This is a genomic window from Mycobacterium neumannii (assembly GCF_048452905.1).
In the GTDB taxonomy this organism is placed as follows: domain Bacteria; phylum Actinomycetota; class Actinomycetes; order Mycobacteriales; family Mycobacteriaceae; genus Mycobacterium; species Mycobacterium neumannii_B.
This window is the reverse complement of sequence record NZ_JBCGVF010000002.1, coordinates 213,817-236,947: the sequence shown is the minus strand read 5'-3', so window position 1 is coordinate 236,947 and position 23,131 is coordinate 213,817. Positions and strand designations below refer to the sequence as shown.

At 66.4% G+C, this 23,131-nt stretch carries 24 protein-coding genes and 1 tRNA gene; 14 read left to right on the top strand and 11 right to left on the bottom strand.

Annotated features, from left to right (window positions below):
• Window positions 1-25 precede the first annotated feature (25 nt).
• From AAHH99_RS05785 to AAHH99_RS05775, 3 genes are read right to left on the bottom strand one after another with little or no spacing between them, the layout of a single operon-like run.
• Complete coding sequence (locus AAHH99_RS05785; protein WP_418767808.1) at window positions 26-1,621, bottom strand: acyl-CoA carboxylase subunit beta; 1,596 nt, start codon at window positions 1,619-1,621, stop codon at window positions 26-28.
• The gene (locus AAHH99_RS05780) at window positions 1,618-2,766 is read right to left on the bottom strand and encodes an acyl-CoA dehydrogenase family protein (RefSeq protein WP_418767807.1); all 1,149 of its coding nucleotides are present in this window, start codon (window positions 2,764-2,766) and stop codon (window positions 1,618-1,620) included. Before AAHH99_RS05780 ends, AAHH99_RS05785 begins: the two co-directional genes overlap by 4 nt.
• Window positions 2,763-4,520 (bottom strand): acyclic terpene utilization AtuA family protein, encoded by a 1,758-nt coding sequence (locus tag AAHH99_RS05775; RefSeq protein WP_418767879.1) that lies wholly within the window; start codon window positions 4,518-4,520, stop codon window positions 2,763-2,765. The genes AAHH99_RS05780 and AAHH99_RS05775 overlap by 4 nt, the downstream gene beginning before the upstream one ends.
• A gap of 200 nt (window positions 4,521-4,720) precedes the next feature.
• Between AAHH99_RS05775 and rpmF the strand changes: the two genes are divergently transcribed.
• The 8 genes from rpmF to AAHH99_RS05735 all read left to right on the top strand — a co-directional run bounded on the left by rpmF (window position 4,721) and on the right by AAHH99_RS05735 (window position 11,646).
• Complete coding sequence (gene rpmF / locus AAHH99_RS05770) at window positions 4,721-4,894, top strand: 50S ribosomal protein L32 (protein ID WP_064350598.1); 174 nt, start codon at window positions 4,721-4,723, stop codon at window positions 4,892-4,894.
• Between the two features lie 71 nt (window positions 4,895-4,965).
• The gene (locus AAHH99_RS05765) at window positions 4,966-5,652 is read left to right on the top strand and encodes a response regulator transcription factor (protein WP_418767806.1); all 687 of its coding nucleotides are present in this window, start codon (window positions 4,966-4,968) and stop codon (window positions 5,650-5,652) included.
• Window positions 5,652-7,121 carry an ATP-binding protein gene (locus AAHH99_RS05760; protein ID WP_418767805.1) on the top strand — a complete coding sequence of 490 codons (1,470 nt, stop codon included), beginning with the start codon at window positions 5,652-5,654 and terminating at the stop codon, window positions 7,119-7,121. Before AAHH99_RS05765 ends, AAHH99_RS05760 begins: the two co-directional genes overlap by 1 nt.
• A gap of 185 nt (window positions 7,122-7,306) precedes the next feature.
• On the top strand, window positions 7,307-8,677 hold the full coding sequence (locus AAHH99_RS05755; RefSeq protein WP_418767804.1) for a trypsin-like peptidase domain-containing protein: 1,371 nt from the start codon (window positions 7,307-7,309) through the stop codon (window positions 8,675-8,677).
• A gap of 23 nt (window positions 8,678-8,700) precedes the next feature.
• Entirely contained in the window at window positions 8,701-9,246 is a 546-nt protein-coding gene (locus AAHH99_RS05750) for a MogA/MoaB family molybdenum cofactor biosynthesis protein (protein WP_094286979.1), read from the top strand.
• A gap of 41 nt (window positions 9,247-9,287) precedes the next feature.
• Window positions 9,288-9,458 carry a hypothetical protein gene (locus AAHH99_RS05745; protein WP_418767803.1) on the top strand — a complete coding sequence of 57 codons (171 nt, stop codon included), beginning with the start codon at window positions 9,288-9,290 and terminating at the stop codon, window positions 9,456-9,458.
• A gap of 371 nt (window positions 9,459-9,829) precedes the next feature.
• Window positions 9,830-10,474 (top strand): MspA family porin, encoded by a 645-nt coding sequence (locus tag AAHH99_RS05740; protein ID WP_418767802.1) that lies wholly within the window; start codon window positions 9,830-9,832, stop codon window positions 10,472-10,474.
• Between the two features lie 527 nt (window positions 10,475-11,001).
• Window positions 11,002-11,646, top strand: coding sequence for an MspA family porin (locus AAHH99_RS05735; protein WP_418767801.1), 645 nt, complete (start codon window positions 11,002-11,004; stop codon window positions 11,644-11,646).
• Between the two features lie 61 nt (window positions 11,647-11,707).
• Here the strand turns inward: AAHH99_RS05735 and mscL are convergent, their stop codons facing one another.
• The 4 genes from mscL to AAHH99_RS05715 form a co-directional block, all read right to left on the bottom strand.
• A complete protein-coding gene (gene mscL, locus AAHH99_RS05730) occupies window positions 11,708-12,166 on the bottom strand; it encodes a large-conductance mechanosensitive channel protein MscL (RefSeq protein ID WP_418767878.1) in 459 nt (152 codons plus the stop codon).
• A 111-nt stretch (window positions 12,167-12,277) separates the two neighbouring features.
• Window positions 12,278-12,928 (bottom strand): SAF domain-containing protein, encoded by a 651-nt coding sequence (locus AAHH99_RS05725; RefSeq protein WP_418767800.1) that lies wholly within the window; start codon window positions 12,926-12,928, stop codon window positions 12,278-12,280.
• A 69-nt stretch (window positions 12,929-12,997) separates the two neighbouring features.
• Entirely contained in the window at window positions 12,998-13,354 is a 357-nt protein-coding gene (locus tag AAHH99_RS05720; protein WP_418767799.1) for an FmdB family zinc ribbon protein, read from the bottom strand.
• Between the two features lie 59 nt (window positions 13,355-13,413).
• Entirely contained in the window at window positions 13,414-14,028 is a 615-nt protein-coding gene (locus AAHH99_RS05715) for a 5-formyltetrahydrofolate cyclo-ligase (RefSeq protein ID WP_418767798.1), read from the bottom strand.
• A 76-nt stretch (window positions 14,029-14,104) separates the two neighbouring features.
• Between AAHH99_RS05715 and AAHH99_RS05710 the strand changes: the two genes are divergently transcribed.
• The 5 genes from AAHH99_RS05710 (at window position 14,105) to AAHH99_RS05690 (ending at window position 18,366) form a co-directional block, all read left to right on the top strand.
• Complete coding sequence (locus AAHH99_RS05710; RefSeq protein WP_066841607.1) at window positions 14,105-15,016, top strand: UTP--glucose-1-phosphate uridylyltransferase; 912 nt, start codon at window positions 14,105-14,107, stop codon at window positions 15,014-15,016.
• Between the two features lie 28 nt (window positions 15,017-15,044).
• Entirely contained in the window at window positions 15,045-16,310 is a 1,266-nt protein-coding gene (gene glp, locus AAHH99_RS05705; RefSeq protein ID WP_066841608.1) for a gephyrin-like molybdotransferase Glp, read from the top strand.
• A gap of 17 nt (window positions 16,311-16,327) precedes the next feature.
• Window positions 16,328-16,981: a GNAT family N-acetyltransferase gene (locus AAHH99_RS05700; RefSeq protein WP_418767797.1), complete on the top strand. Its 654-nt coding sequence runs from the start codon at window positions 16,328-16,330 to the stop codon at window positions 16,979-16,981.
• Window positions 16,982-17,204: 223 nt separating this feature from the next.
• Window positions 17,205-18,218, top strand: a complete 1,014-nt coding sequence (gene glpR / locus AAHH99_RS05695; RefSeq protein ID WP_418767796.1) for a gephyrin-like molybdotransferase receptor GlpR — start codon at window positions 17,205-17,207, stop codon at window positions 18,216-18,218.
• 72 nt (window positions 18,219-18,290) lie between these two features.
• Window positions 18,291-18,366, top strand: a tRNA-Ala gene (locus AAHH99_RS05690).
• A 68-nt stretch (window positions 18,367-18,434) separates the two neighbouring features.
• On the opposite strand, the gene AAHH99_RS05685 is transcribed toward AAHH99_RS05690, so the two are convergent.
• Entirely contained in the window at window positions 18,435-18,761 is a 327-nt protein-coding gene (locus AAHH99_RS05685) for a hypothetical protein (RefSeq protein ID WP_418767795.1), read from the bottom strand.
• A 244-nt stretch (window positions 18,762-19,005) separates the two neighbouring features.
• Window positions 19,006-20,997: a heavy metal translocating P-type ATPase gene (locus AAHH99_RS05680; RefSeq protein ID WP_418767794.1), complete on the bottom strand. Its 1,992-nt coding sequence runs from the start codon at window positions 20,995-20,997 to the stop codon at window positions 19,006-19,008.
• Window positions 20,998-21,094: 97 nt separating this feature from the next.
• Between AAHH99_RS05680 and AAHH99_RS05675 the strand changes: the two genes are divergently transcribed.
• The gene (locus AAHH99_RS05675; protein ID WP_418767793.1) at window positions 21,095-21,439 is read left to right on the top strand and encodes an ArsR/SmtB family transcription factor; all 345 of its coding nucleotides are present in this window, start codon (window positions 21,095-21,097) and stop codon (window positions 21,437-21,439) included.
• Between the two features lie 151 nt (window positions 21,440-21,590).
• Here AAHH99_RS05675 and AAHH99_RS05670 read toward each other — a convergent pair whose 3' ends face one another.
• Both AAHH99_RS05670 and AAHH99_RS05665 read right to left on the bottom strand, forming a co-directional pair.
• Window positions 21,591-22,391: an SDR family oxidoreductase gene (locus AAHH99_RS05670; RefSeq protein WP_418767792.1), complete on the bottom strand. Its 801-nt coding sequence runs from the start codon at window positions 22,389-22,391 to the stop codon at window positions 21,591-21,593.
• Window positions 22,392-22,445: 54 nt separating this feature from the next.
• A complete protein-coding gene (locus AAHH99_RS05665) occupies window positions 22,446-23,066 on the bottom strand; it encodes a superoxide dismutase (RefSeq protein ID WP_418767791.1) in 621 nt (206 codons plus the stop codon).
• Window positions 23,067-23,131: the final 65 nt, after the last annotated feature.

Genomic DNA, 23,131 nt, shown 5'->3' with positions numbered 1-23,131 from the left:
GTTTCGGGGGAAGAGGACATCGCGCTCACATCCGGAAGACGCCGAAGTTCGACGTCCCCTCGATCGGGCCGTTGGCAATGGCGGACAGGCATATTCCGAGGACGGTGCGGGTATCGCGGGGATCGATCACCCCGTCGTCGTAGAGTCTTCCCGACAGGAACATCGGAAGCGACTCGGCGTCGATCTGCGCCTCCACCGCGGCCCGCAGCGCGGCATCGGCGTCCTCGTCCACGGCCTGACCACGAGCCTCGGCGGCTGCGCGGCTGACTATCGACAGCACTCCCGCCAGCTGTGTTCCGCCCATCACCGCGGATTTGGCGCTGGGCCAGGCGAACAGGAACCGCGGGTCGTACGCGCGGCCGCACATTCCGTAGTGACCCGCGCCGTACGAGGCTCCGATCAGCAGCGAGATGTGGGGCACGGTCGAGTTCGAAACGGCGTTGATCATCATCGAGCCGTGTTTGATCATGCCGCCTTCCTCGTACTTGCGGCCGACCATATACCCGGTCGTGTTGTGCAGGAACAACAGTGGGGTGTTCGAGCGGTTCGCCAGCTGGATGAACTGGGTGGCCTTCTGCGACTCCTCGCTGAACAGGACGCCGCGCGCGTTGGCCAGTATGCCGATCGGGTGACCGTAGAGCCTCGCCCACCCCGTCACCAGAGACGAGCCGTACATCGGTTTGAACTCGTCGAATTCCGACCCGTCGACGACGCGCGCGATCACGTCGCGCGGATCGAACGGGATGCGCAGATCCGCGGGGACGATGCCGACCAGTTCTTCGGCGTCATAGAGAGGTTCGACGGCCGGTACGGGCTTCGGGCCTCGCTTGTGCCAGTTCAGCCGGGCGACGATGCGGCGTCCGATGCGGATGGCATCGGCCTCGTCGAGCGCGAAGTAGTCGGCCAGGCCCGATGTGCGGGCGTGCATCTCGGCTCCACCCAGAGACTCGTCGTCGGCTTCTTCGCCGGTGGCCATCTTCACCAACGGCGGACCGGCCAGGAACACCTTGGACCGCTCCTTGATCATCACGACGTGGTCGGACATGCCGGGAATGTAGGCGCCGCCTGCGGTCGAGTTGCCGAACACCAGAGCGATGGTCGGAATGCCGGCTGCGGACAACCTGGTCAGGTCGCGGAACATCTGCCCGCCGGGGATGAAGATCTCCTTCTGCGTCGGCAGGTCCGCCCCGCCGGACTCCACGAGGGAGATCAGCGGCAGCCGGTTCTGCAACGCAATCTGGTTGGCGCGCAGGATCTTCTTCAACGTCCACGGGTTGCTGGTGCCGCCCTTGACGGTGGGATCGTTTGCGACGAGCAGGCATTCGACGCCCTCGACCGCACCGATGCCGGTCACCACGCTGGCACCGACGGTGAAGTCGGTGCCCCACGCGGCGAGCGGGCTCAGCTCCAGAAACGGTGAGTCGGGGTCGATCAGCAGCTCGATGCGCTCGCGGGCGGTCAGCTTGCCGCGGTCGTGGTGCCGCTGCACGTACTTCTCGCCTCCGCCGGCCAGCGCTTTGGCGTGTTCGGTGTCGAGCTCGGCGATCTTGGCGGTCATCGCGGCCGCCGCCTCACCGAACGTGGGCGACGCGGCGTCGAGCGTGGAGCGAAGAGCGGTCACGACTGGAATCCCAACGTCTTGGCGGCCAGGGAGGTGAGTATTTCGGTTGTGCCGCCGCCGATCCCGAGGATCCGCATGTCGCGGTACTGACGTTCGACCTCGGATTCGGCCATGTAGCCCATGCCGCCGAAGAGCTGGACGGCCTGGTTGGCCACCCATTCGCCGGCCTCGACTGCGGTGTTCTTGGCGAAGCACACTTCGGCGATCAGGTTGGTCTCACCATGGATCTGCCGTTCGACAACGTGTCGGGTGTACACCCGTGCCACGTCGATCCGCCGCGCCATCTCGGCCAGTGTGTTCTGGACTTGCTGTCGTGAGATCAGCGGGCGGCCGAAGGTTTCCCGGTTGCGGCACCACTCGACGGTCAGGTCGAGGCAGCGTTGCGCGCCGGCGTAGGCCTGCGCGGCGAGTCCGACCCGTTCGGAGACGAACGCCGCCGCGATTTGCAGGAAGCCCGAGTTCTTTGCGCCGACGAGGTTGGCGGCGGGGACCCGAACATCGGTGTAGGACAGTTCTGCGGTATCCGAGGAGCGCCAGCCCATCTTGTCGAGCTTGCGAGTGACGACAAACCCCGGTGTCTCCTTGTCCACCACGAGCAACGAGATTCCAGCCGCGCCAGGCCCGCCGGTACGCACCGCGGTCACGACGTAGTCGGCGCGCACACCCGACGTGATGTACGTCTTGGCGCCGTTGATGATGTAGTCCTCGCCGTCGCGATCTGCGCGGGTGGTCAGGTGCCCGACGTCCGAGCCGCCGCCCGGTTCGGTGATCGCGAGGCTGCCGATCTTCTCACCGCGCAGAGTGGGCCGCACATAGGTGTCGATCAACTGCTCGTCGCCCGAAGCGATCATGTGCGGCACCGCAATCCCCGAGGTGAACAGCGAGGCGAACACCCCGCCGGGCGAGCCGGCGTAGTGCATCTCCTCGCAGATCACCACGGCGTCGACCCCGTCGCCGCCGCCCCCGCCGACACCCTCGGGGAAAGCCGCGCCCAACAGGCCGGTCTCGCCGGCCTTGAGGTGCAGGCCGCGGGGCAGCTCGCCGTCGCGTTCCCACTCGTCGACGTGGGGGAGCACCTCGCGTTCGGCGAATGCCCGCACGGTCTTGCGGAGTTGTTCGCGTTCGGGGGTGTGCCACATGCTCACGGCATCAACTCCTCTAAAGTGGCTTCACCCAATTCGACAGGGATGTCGACGACCCTGCTGCGCAGCCATTCGCCGAGCCCCTTCGCCTGCGGATCGAACCGGGCCTGGTAGGCGACACCCTCGCCGAGGATGTCTTCGATGACGAAGTTGACCGCGCGGAGATTGGGCAGCACGTAGCGCGAGACCGGCAGATCAGCTGTCTCGGGCAGGAGTTCGCGCAACTTGTCGATGGTCAGCATGTGCGAGAGCCATCGCCACTGCCGGTCGGTCCTCACCCATACGCCGATGTTCGCGCTGCCGCCCTTGTCCCCGCTGCGGGCGCCCGCGATGAGGCCGAGCGGTGCGCGTCTCGTCTCGCCGAATGGAATCGGTTCGCAGCGGGCGGCCGGCGGCACGTGCGCCAGATCCAGAGTTTCGCCCGCGGGCGCAATCTCGACACGAGAACCGTCGGCGTGCACGGCGACGTGGGGCACTTCGGTGGCCGGGACGTAGGCCGGCTTGAACACGCCGTAGACCTGCCCCTGAGAGGGCGGGCTGGTGGCGTGGAAGCCGGGATAGCTCGCCAACGCGAGTTCGACTGCCGCGGAGGAGAATTGACGGCCCACATTTTCGGGGTCGGGGTCGCGGACCACGCAGCGCAACAGGGCGCTGGCGGCCTCTTCTGTGTCGGCGTCGAGGTGGTCGGTGCGCGCCAGGGTCCACTCGAGCTGGGCCGGTTTGACCGTCAGGGCCGCCTCGAGTTGGCGCCGCACCAATTCCGCCTTGGCCTCGATGTCGAGGCCCGTCAGGACGAGCGTCATCTCGTTGCGGAATCCGCCGATGCTGTTGAGCGAGACCTTCAGCGTGGGCGGCGGCGGCTCACCGCGCACACCGGAGATCCGCACCCGGTCCGGTCCGTCGCCGGACAGCTCGATGCTGTCGACGCGCAGCGTCGCGTCGGGATTGGCGTAGCGCGCCCCGCCGATCTCGTACAGCAGTTGCGCCGTGACGGTGTCGACGGTGACCGCACCGTCGGTGCCCGGGTGTTTGGTGATGATTGATGAACCGTCCGAGTGGATCTCGGCGAGCGGAAACCCCGGCCGGGTCAAAGCGCCCAGATCGGGAAAGTCGCGGGCGAAGAACGCGTAGTTGCCGCCGGTGGCCTGGGCACCGCATTCGATGACATGGCCGGCCGCGACCGCGCCGGCGAGCCGGTCGTAGTCGGTGCGACCCCAGCCGTGGTGCGCGGCGGCCGGCCCGACGGTCAGCGATGCGTCGGTCACCCGCCCTGTCACCACCACGTCGGCACCGGAGTCGAGGCACTCGGCGATGCCCCAGGCGCCCAGGTAAGCATTGGCTGCCAGAACCGAGTTGGCCGCCAGGACCGAGCCGAAGCCGAACTCGTCCGCGCGCCCGAGCAGGTCGTCACCCTCGACGTGTGCCACGTTGACCGTCAATCCCAACCGGTCCGCGAGCGCCCGCACCGCGTCGGCGAGCCCGGCGGGGTTGAGCCCGCCGGCGTTGGTGACGATGCGCACACCCCGGTCGAGCGCCAGGCCGAGGCACTCCTCGAGTTGGGTGACAAACGTCTTGGCATAGCCGCGGTCGGCCGACTTGGCGCGGTCGCGCGCCAGGATCAGCATCGTCAGCTCGGCGAGATAATCGCCGGTCAGGTAGTCGAGATCGCCGCCGGTGAGCATTTCGCGCATGGCCGCGAGCCGGTCGCCGTAGAACCCCGAACAGTTGCCGATCCGGACCGGACCACGTGCAGAGATCACGCGGGCTCCCTTCGTCGCGGCCGCTGCCAACCAACCGGTAGGTTAACGATGACCAGCGGTACCGCGTCAAGGTTCGGGCCATCGACTTTCCGCTGTTTTGGAGGCTACGCAGGTCGTTGGCTATCCTGAAAGACACTTGCCGGCGCCTCACCGCGCGCGCGGCGCCAGACTTACCCCTTCAAGAGGAGATCTCGACCATGGCTGTGCCCAAGCGCAGGATGTCGCGCGCGAACACCCGTAGCCGGCGCGCGCAGTGGAAGGCCAAGCGCACGGAACTCGTGGGCGTCAACGTCGCCGGTCAGCAGCACAAGGTGCCGCGGCGGCTGCTCAAGGCCGCCCGCCTCGGCCTGATCGACCTCGACCGCCGCTAGCGCGGCGTCGGACGCACCGGGTCCGGCGCGCCTCTCAGGTCACTCTCAGACAGGGGGTTGACACTGTGGCTGTGCGCATACTTGTCGTCGACGACGATCGCGCGGTGCGCGAGTCGCTGCGCCGTTCGCTTTCGTTCAACGGATACTCAGTAGAACTGGCCGGGGACGGCCTCGAAGCGCTGGAACGAATCGCCAGCGATCGGCCCGATGCCCTGGTGCTCGATGTGATGATGCCGCGCCTGGACGGCCTCGAGGTGTGCCGTCAGCTCCGCAGCACTGGTGACGACCTGCCAATCCTTGTGCTGACGGCGCGCGACTCGGTCTCCGAGCGGGTGGCCGGTCTCGACGCGGGAGCCGACGACTACCTGCCCAAGCCGTTCGCGCTCGAAGAGTTGTTGGCGCGGATGCGGGCGTTGTTGCGCCGCACGGGTCCCGACGACGGCGTGGAGTCGGCGGCGATGACCTTCTCCGATCTGACGCTCGATCCTGTCACCCGCGAGGTGGCCAGGGGTCAACGCCAGATCAGTCTGACCCGCACCGAATTCGCGCTTCTCGAGATGCTGATCGCCAATCCGCGCCGGGTGCTGACGCGCAGTCGCATCCTCGAAGAGGTCTGGGGCTTCGACTTTCCGACGTCCGGTAACGCCCTCGAGGTGTACGTCGGTTACCTGCGCCGCAAGACCGAAGCCGAAGGAGAGCCGCGACTGATCCACACCGTGCGTGGGGTGGGTTATGTGCTGCGCGAAACACCTCCCTGATGTCCGTTCCGAGTTACGGGGCTGTGCCCCAATCCGAATCGCCTCGACCGCCGTCGAGAACCAGTTCGGTGTCGCTGCGGTGGCGCGTGATGCTGCTGGCGATGTCGATGGTGGCGATGGTCGTTGTCCTGACCACGGTGGCGGTCTGGGCGGTGGTGTCGCGCGCGTTGTACGACGACGTCGACAACCAACTGCGCAACCGGGCGCGGTTGCTCATGGAAAGCGGCTCGCTGCAAGCCGATCCGAGTAAGGCCATCGAGGGCACCGCGTACTCGGACGTCAACGCGATGCTGGTGATCCCCGGCCGAGCGATCTTCACGGCCAATCAACAGGGTCAGACGTTGCCGCTGGGTGAGCCCGAAAAGGCCGTTCTGCGAGGGGATCTGATCATGTCGCTGCGCACCGTCGATCATCAGCGGGTGCTCGCGATGCATCTGTCGAACGACAGCTCGCTGTTGATCTCCAAGAGCATGGTCCCCACCACCGCGCTGCTGCGACGGTTGAGCACGGTGCTGATCATCGTTGGCGGAATCGGGGTTGCGGTGGCCGCGATCGCGGGTGGCGCCGTCGCGCGTGCGGGCCTGCGTCCTGTGGCGCGGTTGACCCAGGCCGCCGAGCGCGTGGCGCGCACCGATGACCTGCGGCCTATACCGGTGTTCGGCAGCGACGAACTCGCCCGTCTCACCGAGGCGTTCAACATGATGTTGCGCGCGCTGGCCGAGTCGCGCGAACGCCAGGCCCGACTCGTGACCGATGCGGGCCATGAGCTGCGCACCCCGCTGACATCATTGCGCACGAACGTCGAACTGTTGATGGCGTCGATGGCACCCGGCGCGCCGCGGTTGCCGGAGGACGAGATGGCCGAACTGCGGGCCGACGTGATCGCCCAGATCGAGGAATTGTCCACGCTGGTTGGTGATCTGGTGGATCTGACGCGCGACGACGCGGGTGTCACCGTGCACGAGACGGTTGATGTCGCCGAGATCGTGGACCGGTCGCTGGAACGAGTTCGCCGCCGCCGCAACGACATCGAGTTCGAGGCGACGACTACACCGTGGCTGGTCTACGGCGACTCGGCCGGCTTGGCGCGCGCCGTGCTCAATCTGCTCGACAATGCCGCGAAATGGAGCCCTCCCGGCGGCCTGGTGACGGTCCGGCTGATGCAGATCGACGCGATGAACGCCGAGTTGGTGGTCTCCGACTACGGCCCCGGCATTCCTCCCCAGGAGCGTCCGCTCGTGTTCGAGCGGTTCTACCGGTCCACAACGGCCCGGTCGATGTCGGGCTCGGGCCTCGGATTGGCGATTGTGAAGCAGGTCGTGCTTAAACACGGCGGTTCGCTGCGGATCGACGACACCGTTGCAGGCGGGCAACCACCCGGTACATCGATGCACGTTGTACTGCCGGGGCGGCCCGCGCATGATCACGCCGCCGAGTGGGTCGTTCCCCGACACGCCCCTGCCGAGTAGCCCGGCGCGGGGACCGATGTCAACGATGATTGACAGCGGCGGGAATGGGGGAACGGAGTTTGGGTATCAACCGAATGTTCTCTAAGTGGATTCTCAGCCCGGCGGGGCACTGTTGACCTGAGTCAAACGTTGTCCATTTGTTCGGAACATGGCAAGAACGACGGAAAAGGAAGAGCCCGAGCGACATGACGAACCACCCGAGGTATTCGCCGCCCCCGCCGCCCGGTCGCCGGCCGATGGGCGCTGAGCACGGGGCGCCCGGCTACCCTGGTGGCGCCCAGCGCCCCGGCCCGTACCAGCAGCAGCCCTACGACTGGCGTTACGCGACGCAGCAGCAGGTGGCTCACCAGCATCCGACCCAGCAGCAGTTCCGTTCGCCTTACGATCCCTACCGCGGGGCGGCTCAGCCGCTGCCAGGTCAGCCGCCGCAAAAGCGTTCTCGCGCAGGGGCATTGACGGCGGGAGCGCTCGCCGTGGCGGTCGTGTCGGCCGGCATCGGCGGCGGGGTGGCGCTGCTGGCACAGCCTGAGCGGCCCTCGGCATCGTCGTCGATCGGCGGCGCGGCGCCCAGCGTGCCCGCTGCCAGCCTGCCGGTGGGTTCGGTGGAGCAAGTCGCGGCGAAGGTGGTTCCGAGCGTCGTCAAGCTCGAGACGGACATGGGGCGGGCATCCGAAGAGGGCTCGGGCATCATCCTGTCCACCGACGGATTGATCCTGACGAACAACCATGTGGTGTCGGCGGCCCAGGGCGGTCCCGGTGGTCCCAGTGCCCCCTCGGCGGGCCCGGGCGGGGCCCAGACCAAGGTGACCTTCTCCAACGGTCGCAGCGCCCCGTTCACCGTCATCGGCACCGATCCGAGTAGCGACATCGCCGTGGTGAAGGCTCAGGGCGTCTCCGACCTCACTCCCATCACCATCGGTTCGTCGGCCAACCTGCAGGTGGGTCAGGACGTGGTCGCCGTCGGTTCACCGCTCGGCCTCGAGGGCACCGTCACGACCGGGATCATCAGCGCAATGAACCGTCCGGTCGCCGCCAGCGGTGACGCTCGGAATCAGAACACCGTCCTGGACGCGATCCAGACCGATGCGGCGATCAACCCCGGCAACTCCGGTGGCGCGCTGGTCAACATGAACGGTGAGCTGATCGGCGTCAACTCCGCCATCGCCACACTGGGCGCCGACGCCGGGCCTCAAGCGCAGAGCGGTTCGATCGGCCTCGGCTTCGCGATCCCGGTGGACCAGGCCAAGAGGATCGCCGACGAATTGATCAAGAACGGCACCGCGGCGCACGCCTCGCTGGGCGTGCAGGTCGGTAACGACGCGTCCATCGACGGCGCTCGGATCGTCGAGGTGACCGACGGTGGAGCTGCTGCCGCGGCGGGGCTGCCCAGCGGGGTCGTGGTCACCAAGGTCGACGACCGGGTGATCAGCAGCGCCGATGCGCTAGTCGCCGCCATCCGGTCCAGGGCCCCTGGGGACAAGGTCACGCTGTCGTATCTCGACCCGTCGGGCAAGCCGAAGTCGGTCCAGGTCACGCTGGGTAAGGCACAGCAGTGATGACGCCGACCGACGTGAGCACCCTGAGAGTGGCCGCGCCGCTGTCGCGGGCCGCATATACGGTTGCAGTCATGGAGCAGCCAGGGGAGTTGGTGGGCCGAGCACTGGTCGTCGTGGTCGACGACCGCACCGCACACGGCGACGAGGAAGATCACAGCGGTCCGCTGGTCACCGAACTGCTCACTGAGGCCGGGTTCGTCGTCGACGGGGTCGTCGTCGTGTCGTCCGACGAGGTCGAGATTCGCAACGCTCTCAACACCGCGGTGATCGGCGGGGTGGACCTCGTGGTGTCGGTCGGCGGCACGGGCGTCACCCCTCGCGACGTGACGCCAGAAGCCACCCGCGACATCCTCGACCGTGAACTGCTCGGCATCTCGGAGGCCCTACGCGCCTCGGGGTTGTCGGCGGGGATGATCGACGCAGGCGTTTCCCGTGGCCTCGCCGGCATCTCGGGAAGCACGCTCGTGGTCAACCTTGCCGGTTCCCGCGCGGCGGTCCGCGACGGCATGGCGACCCTCAATCCGCTCGCGGTCCAGATCATCGGCCAGCTGTCGAGCCTCGACATCTGATTCCACGCGCCGTAAGTTCAGAAGTGTGATTCTAATCACAATTGGACGTCACTGTGGGTGAGCGGCCGAAGCCCGAGCGCGAATCAATCGATGACGTTTTCGGCGAGGTCATCCCGAGAATTTCGGGCGATGAGCACGACGCCCCGACGGCCGACGACGATGCCGAGCGCGAGCGTTGGATGCGGGAAAATCGTCCGCCGCATCACAATTGACTCATCAAGCCGATACCGCGCGCCCAGCCTTGTCGCAATTTCAAGCGCAGCGGCGGTGTTCTCTTCCCGACCCGACCGATTGGTTCACGTTACGCGCAGGTGACCGGCCGACGGCGGGTACCCCGGCTGCCTCCCCGGCAAACCGGCAGGTCCGGTAACGTCCCGCACTCGTACAGCGATCTCCCGTTGCCGGGTTCGTGCCCGACCGTTATGTTCCTCGTGTCACACACGATGAACAGCACATAACAGCGACAAGTGAGATCTCTCATCTGGTCGCAGGGGCTTCGCGCCGCTGGGACTAGAGGTGTGCCAGGCGCCAACTGCAGAGCACGGTGAGCCGTAGGCTGACCGCCGACATAACTAGGGAGATTATGAAGGTATTCAGTCGGGTGCTGATGGCGCTGGTTTTGGCGATCGCTGGAGCCGTCGCGTCGTTGTTCGTGAGCACGGGCACCTCTCACGCAGGCCTGGACAATGAGTTGAGTCTGGTCGACGGCAAGGACCGGACGCTGACCATTCAGCAGTGGGACACCTTCCTCAACGGTGTGTTTCCTCTTGACCGCAACCGGCTGACTCGTGAGTGGTTCCACAGTGGCCGCGCGAAGTACATCGTGGCCGGCCCGGGTGCCGATGAGTTCGAGGGCACGTTGGAGCTGGGCTATCAGATCGGCTTCCCCTGGTCGCTGGGCGTGGGCATCAACTTCAGCTACACCACCCCGAACGTTCTGCTCGACCAGGCGCCACCGAACCTTGACCCGAGCGCAGGGTTCTTGACCACCCCGAACCTGTTCCCCGGGGCGTCGATCAGCGCCGATCTCGGTAACGGCCCGGGCATCCAGGAGGTCGCGACCTTCTCGGTGGATGTGGCCGGTGCCAACGGCGGTGTGGCGGTGTCCAACGCGCACGGCACGGTCACCGGCGCTGCCGGTGGTGTGTTGTTGCGCCCATTCGCTCGACTGATCTCGTCGGCCGGCGACAGCGTCACCACCTACGGCGAGCCGTGGAACATGAACTGACAAACGCTCTCCCGAGCAACAGAACAGCCCCCGGAACTCTCCGGGGGCTGTCTTGTTTCTGACTGCCGACGGAACCGGACATTGCCATTAGGTAAACAGCAAAATCACTTTGCTCGTGATCTTGATCACAGTGGGTTACAGCGAAGAAACTGTGATCGCGCCGTGCGTAGAGGGCCGATGTGCCGCAGCACACGTCGCGATGGACGGCGCAGCCGAAACAGCGAGCTTGACGTCCCACGATACCCGCGGGATGGGTGCGGAATCCGCTCGTGGCAAGGCTTATTCGCGGCATGGACCAAATTGGGCCGCGCTTGGACGGTGCCGGTAACCCGCGTGCTCGCGTTGCCGGTTTCCGTCGGCGCCGTTATGTTCCTCGTGTCAACGGATGAGCAAAGCGCGTAAGAGCAGTGTATGGGCTCTCTCATTTGCTCAAACGCCACTCATGCGTCGTGCGGCGCTAGCGCCAGCTACGGCTGACACCAAGTTGCGGGTCCACAGGGGGTCCGCATCGACTAGCTAGGGAGAACATGAAGGTATTCAGTCGGGTGCTGATGGCGCTGGTTTTGGCGATCGCTGGAGCCGTCGCGTCGTTGTTCGTGAGCACGGGCACCTCTCACGCAGGCCTGGACAATGAGTTGAGTCTGGTCGACGGCAAGGACCGGACGCTGACCATTCAGCAGTGGGACACCTTCCTCAACGGTGTGTTTCCTCTTGACCGCAACCGGCTGACTCGTGAGTGGTTCCACAGTGGCCGCGCGAAGTACATCGTGGCCGGCCCGGGTGCCGATGAGTTCGAGGGCACGTTGGAGCTGGGCTATCAGATCGGCTTCCCCTGGTCGCTGGGCGTGGGCATCAACTTCAGCTACACCACTCCCAACATCCTGCTCGACCAGGCGCCACCGAACCTCGACCCGAGCGCAGGGTTCTTGACCACCCCGAACCTGTTCCCGGGTGTGTCGATCAGCGCCGATCTCGGTAACGGCCCGGGCATCCAGGAGGTCGCGACCTTCTCGGTGGATGTGGCCGGCGCCAACGGCGGTGTGGCGGTGTCCAACGCGCACGGCACGGTCACCGGCGCTGCCGGTGGTGTGTTGTTGCGCCCGTTCGCTCGACTGATCTCGTCGGCCGGCGACAGCGTCACCACCTACGGCGAGCCGTGGAACATGAACTGACAAACGCTCTCCCGAGCAACAGAACAGCCCCCGGAACTCTCCGGGGGCTGTTCCGTACAGATCAGGTTTTGTCGGCGCTCGTGGTCTTCGCGGTGTCGGGGTCGGGGCCGGTCCCGGGGGCTGCGCTGTGTGCGCCGGAGGATCCGTTGGTCTCGGCGAGGATGTTGCGGATCTCGGTGAGCAGGGTCAGCTCGGTGTCCTGGGCCTGCTCGACTTCGCCCTTCTTGCGCAGCCGGTTGTAGGGCAGCACGACGAGGAAGTACACGACGGCCGCAACCAGGATGAAGTTGATCGCGGCGGACAGCAGAACATTCAAGTCGATCGTCTGGCCCCCGCCGATGCCGATGCGCAGAATGCCGTAGTCGGATTCACCACCCGCGCCGATGCGGCTGATCAGCGGCTCGATGATGCTGTCGGTGAACTTGGTGACCAGTCCCGTGAACGCCGTACCGATGACCACCGCGACCGAGAGGTCGACGATGTTGCCTCTGGCGAGGAAATCTTTGAAGCCCTTCAACATTTGTCTCATTTCCTCCCTGCCTGGTATGTGGTCGACAGCTACGCACGTTAGCCGCGTTGCCACCGGACAGGGCAGGAATACCCCGTGTGGTGGGTACTAGCGGCCCCGCCTTCAGTGCAGGGTGAGCGTCACCGTCTCCACCAAAGTCGCGGCGGCCACCTCGTTGGCGGCGTGGGCGGGCAGCGCCACCAGAACCACGCGATCGGCGCCCGCGCCTGTCCCCGAGGGCTTTTCGGAGACCAACACCACGATCGCGTCGCTCGCCACCACCCGCGGACGGGTGTCGGATTCTCCGCTGGCCGCCAACACGTCGACCACGTCGCCCGGGCGGATCAGATCGAGCACCGCCGTCTCGTCGAGCGACAGCGGCACGATGCGTGCTGTCGGGCCTGCCGCAGCTTCTGCGAGTCTGGGCGTCAACAGGCGGACATCGGTGAGCGCTTCGCCGCGGCGGACGGGGCCGGCCAGTGTGGCGCCGACGACCGCGGCGGTATCCGTCTGAATACCGTCGGGAACCGTTGCGGCGTCGAGCTTTTCGTGACGAATGTCGGCGGCGGTCAGTTCGCTTCCCGGACTCAGGTCGCGCGCGGCGACGACGGCGTCGACGTGCTGGTCATCGGGGTCGGGGCGCACCGCGGCGACGGCGGCGAGCATCACCAGTGTGCCAGCGGCGATGCGGCGGGCCAGAACCGTGCGTGTCCAATCGGGCCGCAGGATCGCGGTGATCCGGTGCAGCGGCGACGGGTTGAGTGAGTCCCCCATGCGGCCAAGTTAGGCAGCGCATCGGGAGGGTGGGCGAGGTACCCGCCGTCCTGTGGATAACTTCGAGCGTCAGGTCGACGCGGCGGCCGCGGCGGGTGAGCTGGACGAGTTCGATGAGCTGCTCGACGAGCCGGTGCTCGCCGACGTGTCCGACGACTTCTTCTCCGACGAAGAACTCGATTCCGAGGAACTCGACTCCGAGGAGCTGGACCCATTGGTGCTCGAGCCGTTCGACGAGCTCTTGGCCGATTCACGGCTGTCGGTGCGGTAGAAGCCGCTGCCCTTGAACACCACGCCCACGTTCCCGAACAGCTTGCGCAGCCGGCCGTTGCACTTTTTGCACGTGGTCAACGAGGCGTCGCTGAACGCCTGGACTGCGTCGAACTTGTCGCCGCACTCGGTGCACGCATAGGAATACGTAGGCACGGGACCCCTCCCTGGTGGTCAGATCTGTTAGCACTCTACCGACTCAAGTGCTAGAACCGCTACGTGGCGTGCGTCATTCCCGGCCCTGCCGCCCGGCCGAGGGCCACCAGCCCGCGCCGCGGTGTCAGCGCGTGGGTCATCGACACGTCGTGCGGTTCGGCGGGCAGCCGGTCGACGAGTTCGTCGTCGCGCACGACCGCCACGAGCCGCGCCGACCGCGACGCCAACCGCAGCGACCGGTCGTAGAAGCCGGCACCGCGGCCCAACCGCACACCGCCGCGATCGACCGCGAGCGCGGGAATGAATAATGTCGCGGCAAGCGAGATGGTCTCCGGTTCGAGCTGCGGCCCTACGGGTTCCCGAAGGCCGAACCGCCCCTCGGTCAATTCGCCGGGCACGTACTCGCCCCACTGCAACGGCTGCGGGATACCCGCGACGTCGTACCGGGCGACCGGCAACAGCACCCGCACGCCGTGCCGGTGAAGGGCGTCAATCATCTCGGGGGAGCCGGGCTCGGAGCCAACCGGAACGTAGGCGCAGACAGTCGTTTCGGTCGAGACGAGTGCCGAGACATGCTCGGTCAACGCGTATGCCTCGGTGTCGTGCTCGTGCGCGGGCAGGGCCCGGCGAGCCACCAGAATCGAGGCCCGTAGCTCCGCCTTGGTCGCGCTCACGTCATCTTCCCCAATCGGTCTCAACACGCCCGACCTCGCAACGTTCAACCTGCCCATGGACGTTAGTGTGTGAACGATGACACGGCCTCTGGTCTCGATCCCCCACACGGCGGTGGTTCCTGCGGCTGGCCTGGGCACTCGGTTCCTGCCGGCCACCAAAACGGTCCCCAAGGAACTGCTCCCGGTCGTCGACACACCGGGCATCGAACTCGTCGCCGCGGAAGCGGCCGAGGCGGGCGCGGAACGGCTGATCATCATCACGTCCGAAGGCAAGGACGGGGTCGTCGCGCACTTCGTCGACGACCTCGTGCTCGAAGGCACTTTGGAGGCCCGCGGCAAGAAGTCGATGCTGGAGAAGGTGCGTCGCGCACCGGCCCTCATCAAGGTCGAGTCGGTGGTGCAGGCCGAGCCGCTGGGCCTTGGCCACGCGGTCAGCTGCGTGGAACCGAAGCTGAGCCCCGAAGAGGACGCGATCGCGGTGTTGCTGCCCGACGACCTCGTGTTGCCGACCGGCGTGCTGGAGACCATGTCGAAGGTGCGGGCCAAACGCGGTGGTTCGGTGCTGTGTGCGATCGAAGTGCCACGCGACGAGATCAGCGCTTACGGCGTCTTCGACGTCGAACCCGTCTCCGACACGAACAACCCGAACGTGTTGCGCGTGAAGGGGATGTACGAGAAGCCGAAGGCCGAGGACGCCCCGTCGCCGTACGCCGCGGCCGGTCGATACGTCCTCGACCGGGCCATCTTCGATGCGCTGCGGCGCGTTCCGCGCGGGGCGGGCGGTGAGATCCAGCTGACCGACGCCGTCGCGTTGCTCATCAACGAGGGGCACCCGGTGCATGTCGTCGTGCACCGTGGCTCTCGACACGACCTCGGAAATCCCGGAGGCTACCTCAAGGCTGCGGTTGACTTTGCGTTGAAGCGCGATGACTACGGGCCGGAACTCCGGCGGTGGTTGGTGGAGCGATTGGGGCTGATCGACTGCTGATGAGCCCCGACGCATAGATAGGGGTGCAGTGCGTTCGGTCGAAGAACAGCAGGCACGCGTTGCGGCTGCGGCGGTGGCGCCGCGGCCGGTACGGGTGGCGATAGCCGAGGCGCAGGGCTTGATGTGCGCCGAGGAAGTGGTCACCGAGCGTCCGCTGCCCGGATTCGATCAGGCCGCGATCGACGGGTACGCGGTCCGCAGCGTCGACGTGCTCGGCGTCGGCGAGGCCGGTGACGCGGCAGACGGGGAAGAGCCGACCGACGGCGAAGTGAGCCTGCCGGTGATGGGACTGATCGAGGCCGGCGCCCGGACCCCGAGCAGACTGCAGCCGCGTCAGGCCGCGCGGGTCCAGACCGGCGCGCCGATGCCGACGTTGGCCGACGCGGTGCTGCCGCTGCGCTGGACCGACGGCGGCGATGCGCGGGTGAGGGTGCTGCGTGGCGTGCGCTCGGGCGCATATGTCCGGCGAACGGGCGACGATGTCCAACCGGGCGACGTCGCGGTGCGGTCGGGAACGATCATCGGCGCGGCGCAGGTCGGACTGCTGGCCGCGGTCGGCAGGGAACGGGTCCTGGTGCATCCGCGGCCGCGGTTGTCCGTCATGTGCGTGGGCGGTGAACTCGTCGACATCTCCCGCACACCGGGCAACGGTCAGGTGTACGACGTGAACTCCTACGCGCTGGCCGCCGCGGGGCGTGACGCGGGCGCCGAGGTAAACAGGGTCGGCATCGTCGACACCGACCCCAAGCGACTGCGCGAAGTCGTCGAGGGTCAGCTCAATCGCGCCGAAGTGGTCGTCATCGCCGGGGCGGTCGGCGGGGCGGCCGCCGAGGGGGTGCGTTCGGTGCTCGCCGAGCTCGGGGAGATGGAGGTGACCCGTATCGCCATGCACCCCGGCTCGGTCCAGGGGTTCGGCCAACTGGGCCGCGACGGCGTTCCGGTGTTCCTGTTGCCCGCCAACCCGGTCAGTGCGCTGGTGGTGTTCGAGGTCATGGTGCGTCCACTGATCCGGTTGTCGCTGGGCAAGCGGCATGCGCACCGCCGCATCGTGCAGGCCCGCGCGTTGTCGCCGATCGAGTCGGTCGCCGGCCGGACGGGATATCTGCGCGGTCAACTCATGCGGGATCAGGACACCGGTGAATACCTCGTCCAGGCGCTCGGCGGTGCACCCGGTGCGTCGCACTTGCTGGCCACACTGGCCGAGGCGAACTGTCTCGTCATCGTGCCCACCGAAGCCGAATCGGTTCGTACCGGCGAGATCGTTGACGTCGCTTTCCTGGCACAACGCGGCTGATCCCCGCGGGTGTCGATGTGAACCTGTGGCGGTCGAGTTCGGTACATCCGGGTTGGCCGATGTCTGCGGGTCCGCTGCGTGTGGCGGCCGGCGTGGTGCGGTTGCGTCCGGTCCGGCTGCGGGACGGCGCGCAATGGAGCCGCATCCGGCTGGCCGACCGCGCGCACTTGGAACCGTGGGAACCGGCGGCCGGTGTGGACTGGGAGACGCGACACGCGATCACGTCGTGGCCCTCGGTGTGTTCGGGCCTGCGGTCCGAGGCGCGCAAGGGCCGGATGGTGCCCTTCGTGATCGAGTTGGACGACCAGTTCTGCGGGCAGCTCACGATCGGCAACGTCACCTACGGGGCACTGCGATCGGCCTGGATCGGGTACTGGGTGGCCAAGGCGGTGAACGGCGGCGGGGTCGCGACAGCGGCCTTGGCGTTGGGGGTCGACCATTGTTTCGGTCCGGTCGGACTGCACCGGGTCGAAGCGACGGTGCGTCCGGAAAACGCAGCTAGCCGTGCGGTTTTGACGAAGGTCGGCTTTCGGGAGGAAGGGCTGCTGCGCCGGTATCTCGATGTCGACGGTGCCTGGCGCGACCACCTGCTGGTGGCGATCACAATCGAAGAGGTCACCGGTTCCGCGGCCGCCACGCTGGTGCGGCAGGGACGCGCCGAGTGGGCTTAGGTGAGCAGGGTCCTCGCGAGATCTACGCCGGGCGGTGCGGTCAGCAAAACCGTGACCCTGGGGTCGATCTCGCGGTCCGCCGAACGCCTCCGCTGTTACAAATGTGACATTTGTGACTGTTGGTGCTTGTCAGCTTTGAATTACAGGTGTGTAATTGCTTCGGCGCGCCGCCCACGGATGCGCAGGTCACAGACCTAGCCTTTAGGGGAAAGGAGCAGGCGACATGCCAAGCATCCCCCAGTCCCTTCTGTGGATATCTCTCGTCGTTCTCTGGCTCTTCGTTCTCGTGCCGATGCTGATCAGCAAGCGCGACACCGTGCGCCGGACCAGTGATGTCGCGCTGTCGACGCGCGTGCTCAACAGCGGCCGCAACGCGCGGCTCCTGAAACGACGCGGTCCGGCGGCCGGCCATGCCAGCGATCCGGACTGGCGCCCGTCCGAAGAAGAGCTCGACGAGGAGATCCAAGCCGAACCCGAATCCGTCAGCAGTCGCGCGGTGGTGCGAGCCGCCGCGGTCGCCGTCGAGGAGAAGACGGAACCCGACTACCTCGACGTCGATGTCATCGGCGAAGACTCCGGTGCCCTGCCCGTCGGGGTGTCTGACCGCCCGGAAGCCGAAAAAGAAGAGTTGACACTGCAATTTGACGAGCCGACGGATGAGGCCGTCGATGAGGCAGCCGTCGAAGAGCAAGTTGAGCCCGAGGACATCGACGCCGACGCCGACGACGAGTACGAAACCGTCGACGACTCGTCCGGCTTGGAGGCGCCGTCCGAAGCGGACCTGCGGATGGCCGACTCGTTGTCCGAGGCGCGCCGGCGCAGGCACGAGTCCAAGACCGCGGCCGCGGTCAGCGAGCGCAAGTACCGGTTCCGCAAGCGGATGTTGACGACGCTCGGCGTGCTGTCGGTGGCGTCGGCCGCTGCGGCGTTCACGCTGAGCCCGACATTGTGGTGGCTGTGCGGCGCGGTCAGCGGTTTGACCGTGTTGTACCTGGGCTACCTGCGGCGGCAGACCCGGATCGAGGAGCGGCTGCGTCGCAGGCGTGCGCAGCGCATCGCCCGCTCGCGGCTGGGCGTCGAGAATACCGATGACCGCGAGTTCGACGTGGTGCCTGCGCGCTTGCGGCGGCCGGGTTCGGTGGTGCTGGAGATCGACGACGAGGATCCGATCTTCGAGCATCTGGACTACGCGCCGTTCGCGCGGCACTTCGACCTACCGCGGGCTGCGGGACAGTAAGCCCGCCGCAGGACATCGGGGCTGTCGGTTTTCGGCGGCCGTCCGGTGACTGGTAGCCTGCTACCGGTATCAGGGGCTATGGCGCAGTTGGTAGCGCGACTCGTTCGCATCGAGTAGGTCAGGGGTTCGATTCCCCTTAGCTCCACCAGAGTTCACATCGCGAATCGGACCGGTGTTCAGAAGGGCCGAAGCCCTCGACGTCTGATTTTTTGCGTTCTACTCAGCAGGGTCGTCGGCCGTGTCGTTGTTCGGGTCGGCGTCGTAGTTTCGTGCGATCTGGCCTGGGATGCTGGCGATATTCGAAACGATCTCGCCCGGCAGTTGCGCGTAGCGGGCGGGCAGGTTCGCCCATGACTGGCCGAGCTCACCCGCGTGCTGGATCCACTGCTCGGGCAGTGTCCCGCCGCCGCTGGGGCTGGTCGCGCTGCTGGTGGTGCGGTCGCACGGTGAGCAGCTCACTTGGCCGGACTCGGCGTCTGCCGGCGCCGCCGCGAGCAGCCCCCCGACCGCGAGCCCCCCGACGATGATGGCAATTCCGCGCATGTGGTTCCTCCCCTTGATTGCGCTGTCAGCTATCTCGACTGACTTCACCGAAATGTTAGCTGAATCCCGCAATCCTGGCCACGGCCGTGAGTGGCGCCGTTGACTTCGTCGAGACAATTCACGACGACGAGACAGCACTTAGCGAAACACGGGACCACCTGCGAAAACGTCGGCTGCTGGTCAGCAGCGTTTTGCGAGAGAACACCGGGGTTCGGTTCCCTCGGCTCCACAGCGATTGATCACGTCAATGTAGTTGCTGAGTGAAGTGGTCTGGCTTGTCGATCGACGTGGGCACGTGCACGTGCCGCGCGGACTTCCGCCAGGCGCGATTGCTCAGCAGCCGCAGCCCGTTCAGTGCGACGATGATCGTCGAGCCCTCGTGGCCCGCCACGCCGAGCGGCAGCGGAAGATTGCCGAACACATCCCATAAAACGAGCACGACGATGAACGTCCCTGCGATGGCGAGGTTGGCGATGACGACACGGCGCGCCCGACGCGCCAACGCCACGACAGTCGGGATCGTCGCGAGCTCGTCTCGGATGGTGACGACGTCGGCGGTCTCCACCGTGAGGTCTGCGCCGTTACGTCCCATGGCTATCGAGCTGTGTGCTGCCGCCATGGCAGGCGCGTCGTTGATGCCGTCGCCCACGAACAGGACGCGCTCGCCGTTGCGCTGCAGTCGCCGCACAGTGGCGACCTTGTCATCGGGTAGCAGCTCGGCGCGCACATCGGCGACGCCCACGCTGGTGGCCAACTGTTCAGCCACGCGCTGCGCATCGCCGGTCAAAAGGACTGGCGGCCTCGATGTGAGCCTGGCGATGTCCCGCACGACTTCCTCGGCGCCCCGCCGCACGGTGTCGTCCAAGCCGAGAACCCCTATGGTGCGGCCGTCGACGGCGACCATGACGGCGGTGGTTCCCCGACGCTCATGGTCGACGACTGGTGTGATGGCGGAAAGTGATCGCCCGCTGCCGACTTCGATCGTCTGGCCCGCGACGTGGGCGCGCACGCCGCGCCCGGGTAGAGCCAGAAAGTCGGTGGCGTCCGGCGGTCTGAGGCCGCGGGTCCGGGCGGCTCGAACGATGGCGCGACCGACGAGATGTTCGCTGAACTGCTCTGCGCCGGCTGCGATCCGCAGTACGTCGTCCTCGGTGTAGCGACCGTCGATGGGGGTGACGCTGGTGAGTTGCGGTGTGCCCGCGGTCAATGTGCCGGTCTTGTCGATGGCGACCTGGGTGACATCGGCAAGGTGTTCCAATGCGACCGTCGATTTGACGAGCACGCCGTTTCTTCCGGCGGTGGCGATGGCCGACAGGAGAGGCGGCATGGTCGCCAATACCACGGCGCACGGCGACGCGACGATCATGAACGTCATCGCCCGAAGCAGGGTGGACCGTAGATCGGCACCGAGTAGCAAGGGGATCGCGAACACGGCGAGGGTCGCGACGACAACTCCGATCGAGTAGCGCCGTTCGATCTTTTCGATGAACAGCTGCGTCTTGGCCTTGGTGGCGGACGCTTCGGCGACGAGGGCAACGATGCGAGCGACGACGGTGTCGGAGGGGTCCTTGGTGACCCGAATGCGCAGTGTGCCCGCCTGGTTGAGGGTGCCTGCGAACACTTCGTCATCGACCGACTTGCTCACCGGCAGCGGTTCACCCGTGACCGATGACTGGTCGACATCGGATGCGCCGACGACAACCACACCGTCGGCGGGGAGACGTTCACCAGGACGCACACTCACGACGTCACCGACCCGAAGGTTCTCCGCGTTCACCGCTTCTTCGAGACCGTCGGAGTCGATGCGGACAGCACGGTCCGGTGTGAGATCGAGCAAACCCTTGACCGAATCCTCTGTGCGTTTGGTCGCCGCGTCTTCCAACGCTCCGGAGATGGCGAAGATGACGATCAGCAGGGCCCCATCGAAGATCTGACCGATGCTCGCCGCGCCAACGGCCGCGACCACCATGAGCAGATCGACATCGAGTGTGCGGGCCCGTAATGCTTGGACGCCTTCCCACGCAGGCGACCACCCACCGGTGAGATAGCAAGCCAAGTATGCCGTCCATGGCAGCCACGTAGGTGCTTCTGTCAGGTCGGCCGCCAGGCCCGCCAAGAACAAGACGAGGGCAGCGGCGGCCCACCTCACCGAACTCACCGACCACATACCCGCCACGTTGAACTGCGTCGTTCGAGCGTCGGAGGCGAGTTCTTTTGGTGTGGCCGTCGTGGCCATCGGCCCCTCTGTTCGTAGACGATTCATTGGCACATATAAACATGTAGAACTCTACATGTATCGACTCCGTCGAAGAACCCGTGCTTCAATTGGCGGCATGGGCCACGGCAGGGTAACGCCACCAGCCATGCTCGACGCATCATCGGCCGGCAAGATCGCCGAGACGTTGCAAGCCCTCGCTTCGCCGAACCGTCTGATGATCCTCACCCGGTTGCGCCAGTCCCCCTGCTCGGTGGGGGAGTTATCCAACGCAGTTGCAATGGAGCAGCCGGCGGTATCCCATCAGCTCCGACTGCTACGCGCACTTGGACTGGTTGCGGGTGACCGGAAGGGGCGCAGCGTCGTGTATCGGCTCTACGACAACCACGTTGCGCAGCTCCTTGACGAGGCGGTCTATCACATCGAACATTTACGCCTCGGCGCGACGGACAGCACCGCTTAGATTCGCTGTTTACCGCTCCGCGAAGCGGGGCACAGTTCGCGGCAGTGGGTGGCGATCGGTGAGGGTTGCACCGGTGTCCCCCGCGAGGCGGTCAGCGGGGTCAACCTCTTTGTTGAGCAGACAGCTCTGCCTCGCTGCCCGTCGCCTCGAGTCACTTGCTCGCAGTCGTGGCCAGTCCGCCGTCGACGGGGATGATCGCCCCGGTGAGAAACGCTCCGGCGCGACTGGCGAGGTAGACCGCGATCCCGGCCATGTCGTCGTCGCGTCCGATCCGTCGCAACGGCGCCGACGCCGCGATCTCGTCGCCGAACGCATCCAAGGTCGCGGCCATCATCTTCGACGGGAACGCGCCTGGCGCAACGGCATTGACCGTGATGTGCTGCGGCCCCAGTTCGCGGGCGAGCACACGGGTGAGCTGATGAACAGCCGCCTTGCTGGCGCTGTAGGAGTACGTCGGCAGCTCGGGCACCCGGATGCCGTCGACGCTGCCGAGGTTGATGATCCGGGCCGGATCGTCCGCGGTGCCGGCGGCACGAAGCGCGGGCAGGAGCGCTTGAACGAGCCAGAACGGCGACTTGACGTTGACGTTGAGGATTTTGTCCCACGCGGAATCGGGGAAGCTCTCCAGTGGCTCGCCCCACGTGGCACCCGCGTTGTTGACGAGGATGTGCACCGGCTCGCCGCCGCCGGTCACCTCGTCGGCAAGCCGCAGGCACTCGTCGTGCCGTGAGAGGTCGGCGGGTATCGCGCGCACCTGTCCGAAGCGGGACAGTTCGGCCTGCGCGCGTTCGCATGCGTCGGCCTTTCGCGAGCTGATCACCACGCTGGCGCCGGCCTGCAGCAGCCCGCGGCTCATCATCACCCCGATGCCGCTCGTGCCACCGGTGACGACGGCGCGCTTGCCGGTGAGGTCGAAAAGTTCTGTATGCGTGCTGAACTGACCGTCACTCATCGGCAAGCGCCTCCATCATCGCCGTGGCGGCGCGCGGGGCCGCCCCGCTAGAGACTAGAAGATGAGCCCGGATGTCTTGCTGGTGGCCGCGGCGAACCGGTTCTGGACGTCCTCCCAGTTCACCACGTTCCAGAACGCCTTGACGTAATCGGCCTTCACGTTCTTGTACTGCAAGTAGTACGCGTGCTCCCACATGTCGACCTGCAGCAGAGGGATGATGCCCAGCGGCACGTTGGCCTGCTGGTCGTACAGCTGGAAGGTGAGCAACCGTTGACCCAGGGTGTCGTAGCCGAGCACACCCCAGCCGGAGCCCTGCAAGCCGTTGGCCGCGGCGGCGAACTGTGCCTGGAACTTGTCGAACGACCCGAACTGGTCGTCGATCGCGGCAGCCAGCTCGCCGGTCGGCTTGTCACCACCGTTGGGTGAGAGGTTCTTCCACCAGATCGTGTGGTTGACGTGTCCGCCGAGGTGGAACGCGAGGTTCTTCTCATTGAGGAAGATCGCCGCATGGTCGCCATTGGCGCGGGCCTCTTCGAGTTTGGCGACTGCGTCGTTGACGCCCTTCACGTAGGTGGCGTGGTGCTTGCTGTGATGAATCTCGTTGATCTGGCCCGAGATGTGCGGTTCCAGTGCGCCGTAGTCGTAGTCAAGGTCAGGCAGTGTGTACTCGGCCATGAACTTCCTTTCTGGAGGGGGTCGACGCTGTGTACCCGCGCTGGTCGAGAATCCACGGTTGGCCT

Excerpts from the sequence above, each read along its gene's own strand:
- mscL (WP_418767878.1), bottom strand. The coding sequence starts at position 12,166 with ATGTTGAAGGGCTTCAAAGATTTCCTCGCCAGAGGCAACATCGTCGAC.
- AAHH99_RS05725 (WP_418767800.1), bottom strand. The coding sequence starts at position 12,928 with ATGGGGGACTCACTCAACCCGTCGCCGCTGCACCGGATCACCGCGATC.
- rpmF (WP_064350598.1), top strand. The coding sequence starts at position 4,721 with ATGGCTGTGCCCAAGCGCAGGATGTCGCGCGCGAACACCCGTAGCCGG.
- AAHH99_RS05755 (WP_418767804.1), top strand. The coding sequence starts at position 7,307 with ATGACGAACCACCCGAGGTATTCGCCGCCCCCGCCGCCCGGTCGCCGG.
- AAHH99_RS05740 (WP_418767802.1), top strand. The coding sequence starts at position 9,830 with ATGAAGGTATTCAGTCGGGTGCTGATGGCGCTGGTTTTGGCGATCGCT.
- AAHH99_RS05735 (WP_418767801.1), top strand. The coding sequence starts at position 11,002 with ATGAAGGTATTCAGTCGGGTGCTGATGGCGCTGGTTTTGGCGATCGCT.
- AAHH99_RS05685 (WP_418767795.1), bottom strand. The coding sequence starts at position 18,761 with ATGCGCGGAATTGCCATCATCGTCGGGGGGCTCGCGGTCGGGGGGCTG.
- AAHH99_RS05710 (WP_066841607.1), top strand. The coding sequence starts at position 14,105 with ATGACACGGCCTCTGGTCTCGATCCCCCACACGGCGGTGGTTCCTGCG.
- AAHH99_RS05680 (WP_418767794.1), bottom strand. The coding sequence starts at position 20,997 with ATGGCCACGACGGCCACACCAAAAGAACTCGCCTCCGACGCTCGAACG.
- AAHH99_RS05760 (WP_418767805.1), top strand. The coding sequence starts at position 5,652 with ATGTCCGTTCCGAGTTACGGGGCTGTGCCCCAATCCGAATCGCCTCGA.
- AAHH99_RS05665 (WP_418767791.1), bottom strand. The coding sequence starts at position 23,066 with ATGGCCGAGTACACACTGCCTGACCTTGACTACGACTACGGCGCACTG.
- AAHH99_RS05670 (WP_418767792.1), bottom strand. The coding sequence starts at position 22,391 with ATGAGTGACGGTCAGTTCAGCACGCATACAGAACTTTTCGACCTCACC.
- AAHH99_RS05675 (WP_418767793.1), top strand. The coding sequence starts at position 21,095 with ATGGGCCACGGCAGGGTAACGCCACCAGCCATGCTCGACGCATCATCG.
- glpR (WP_418767796.1), top strand. The coding sequence starts at position 17,205 with ATGCCAAGCATCCCCCAGTCCCTTCTGTGGATATCTCTCGTCGTTCTC.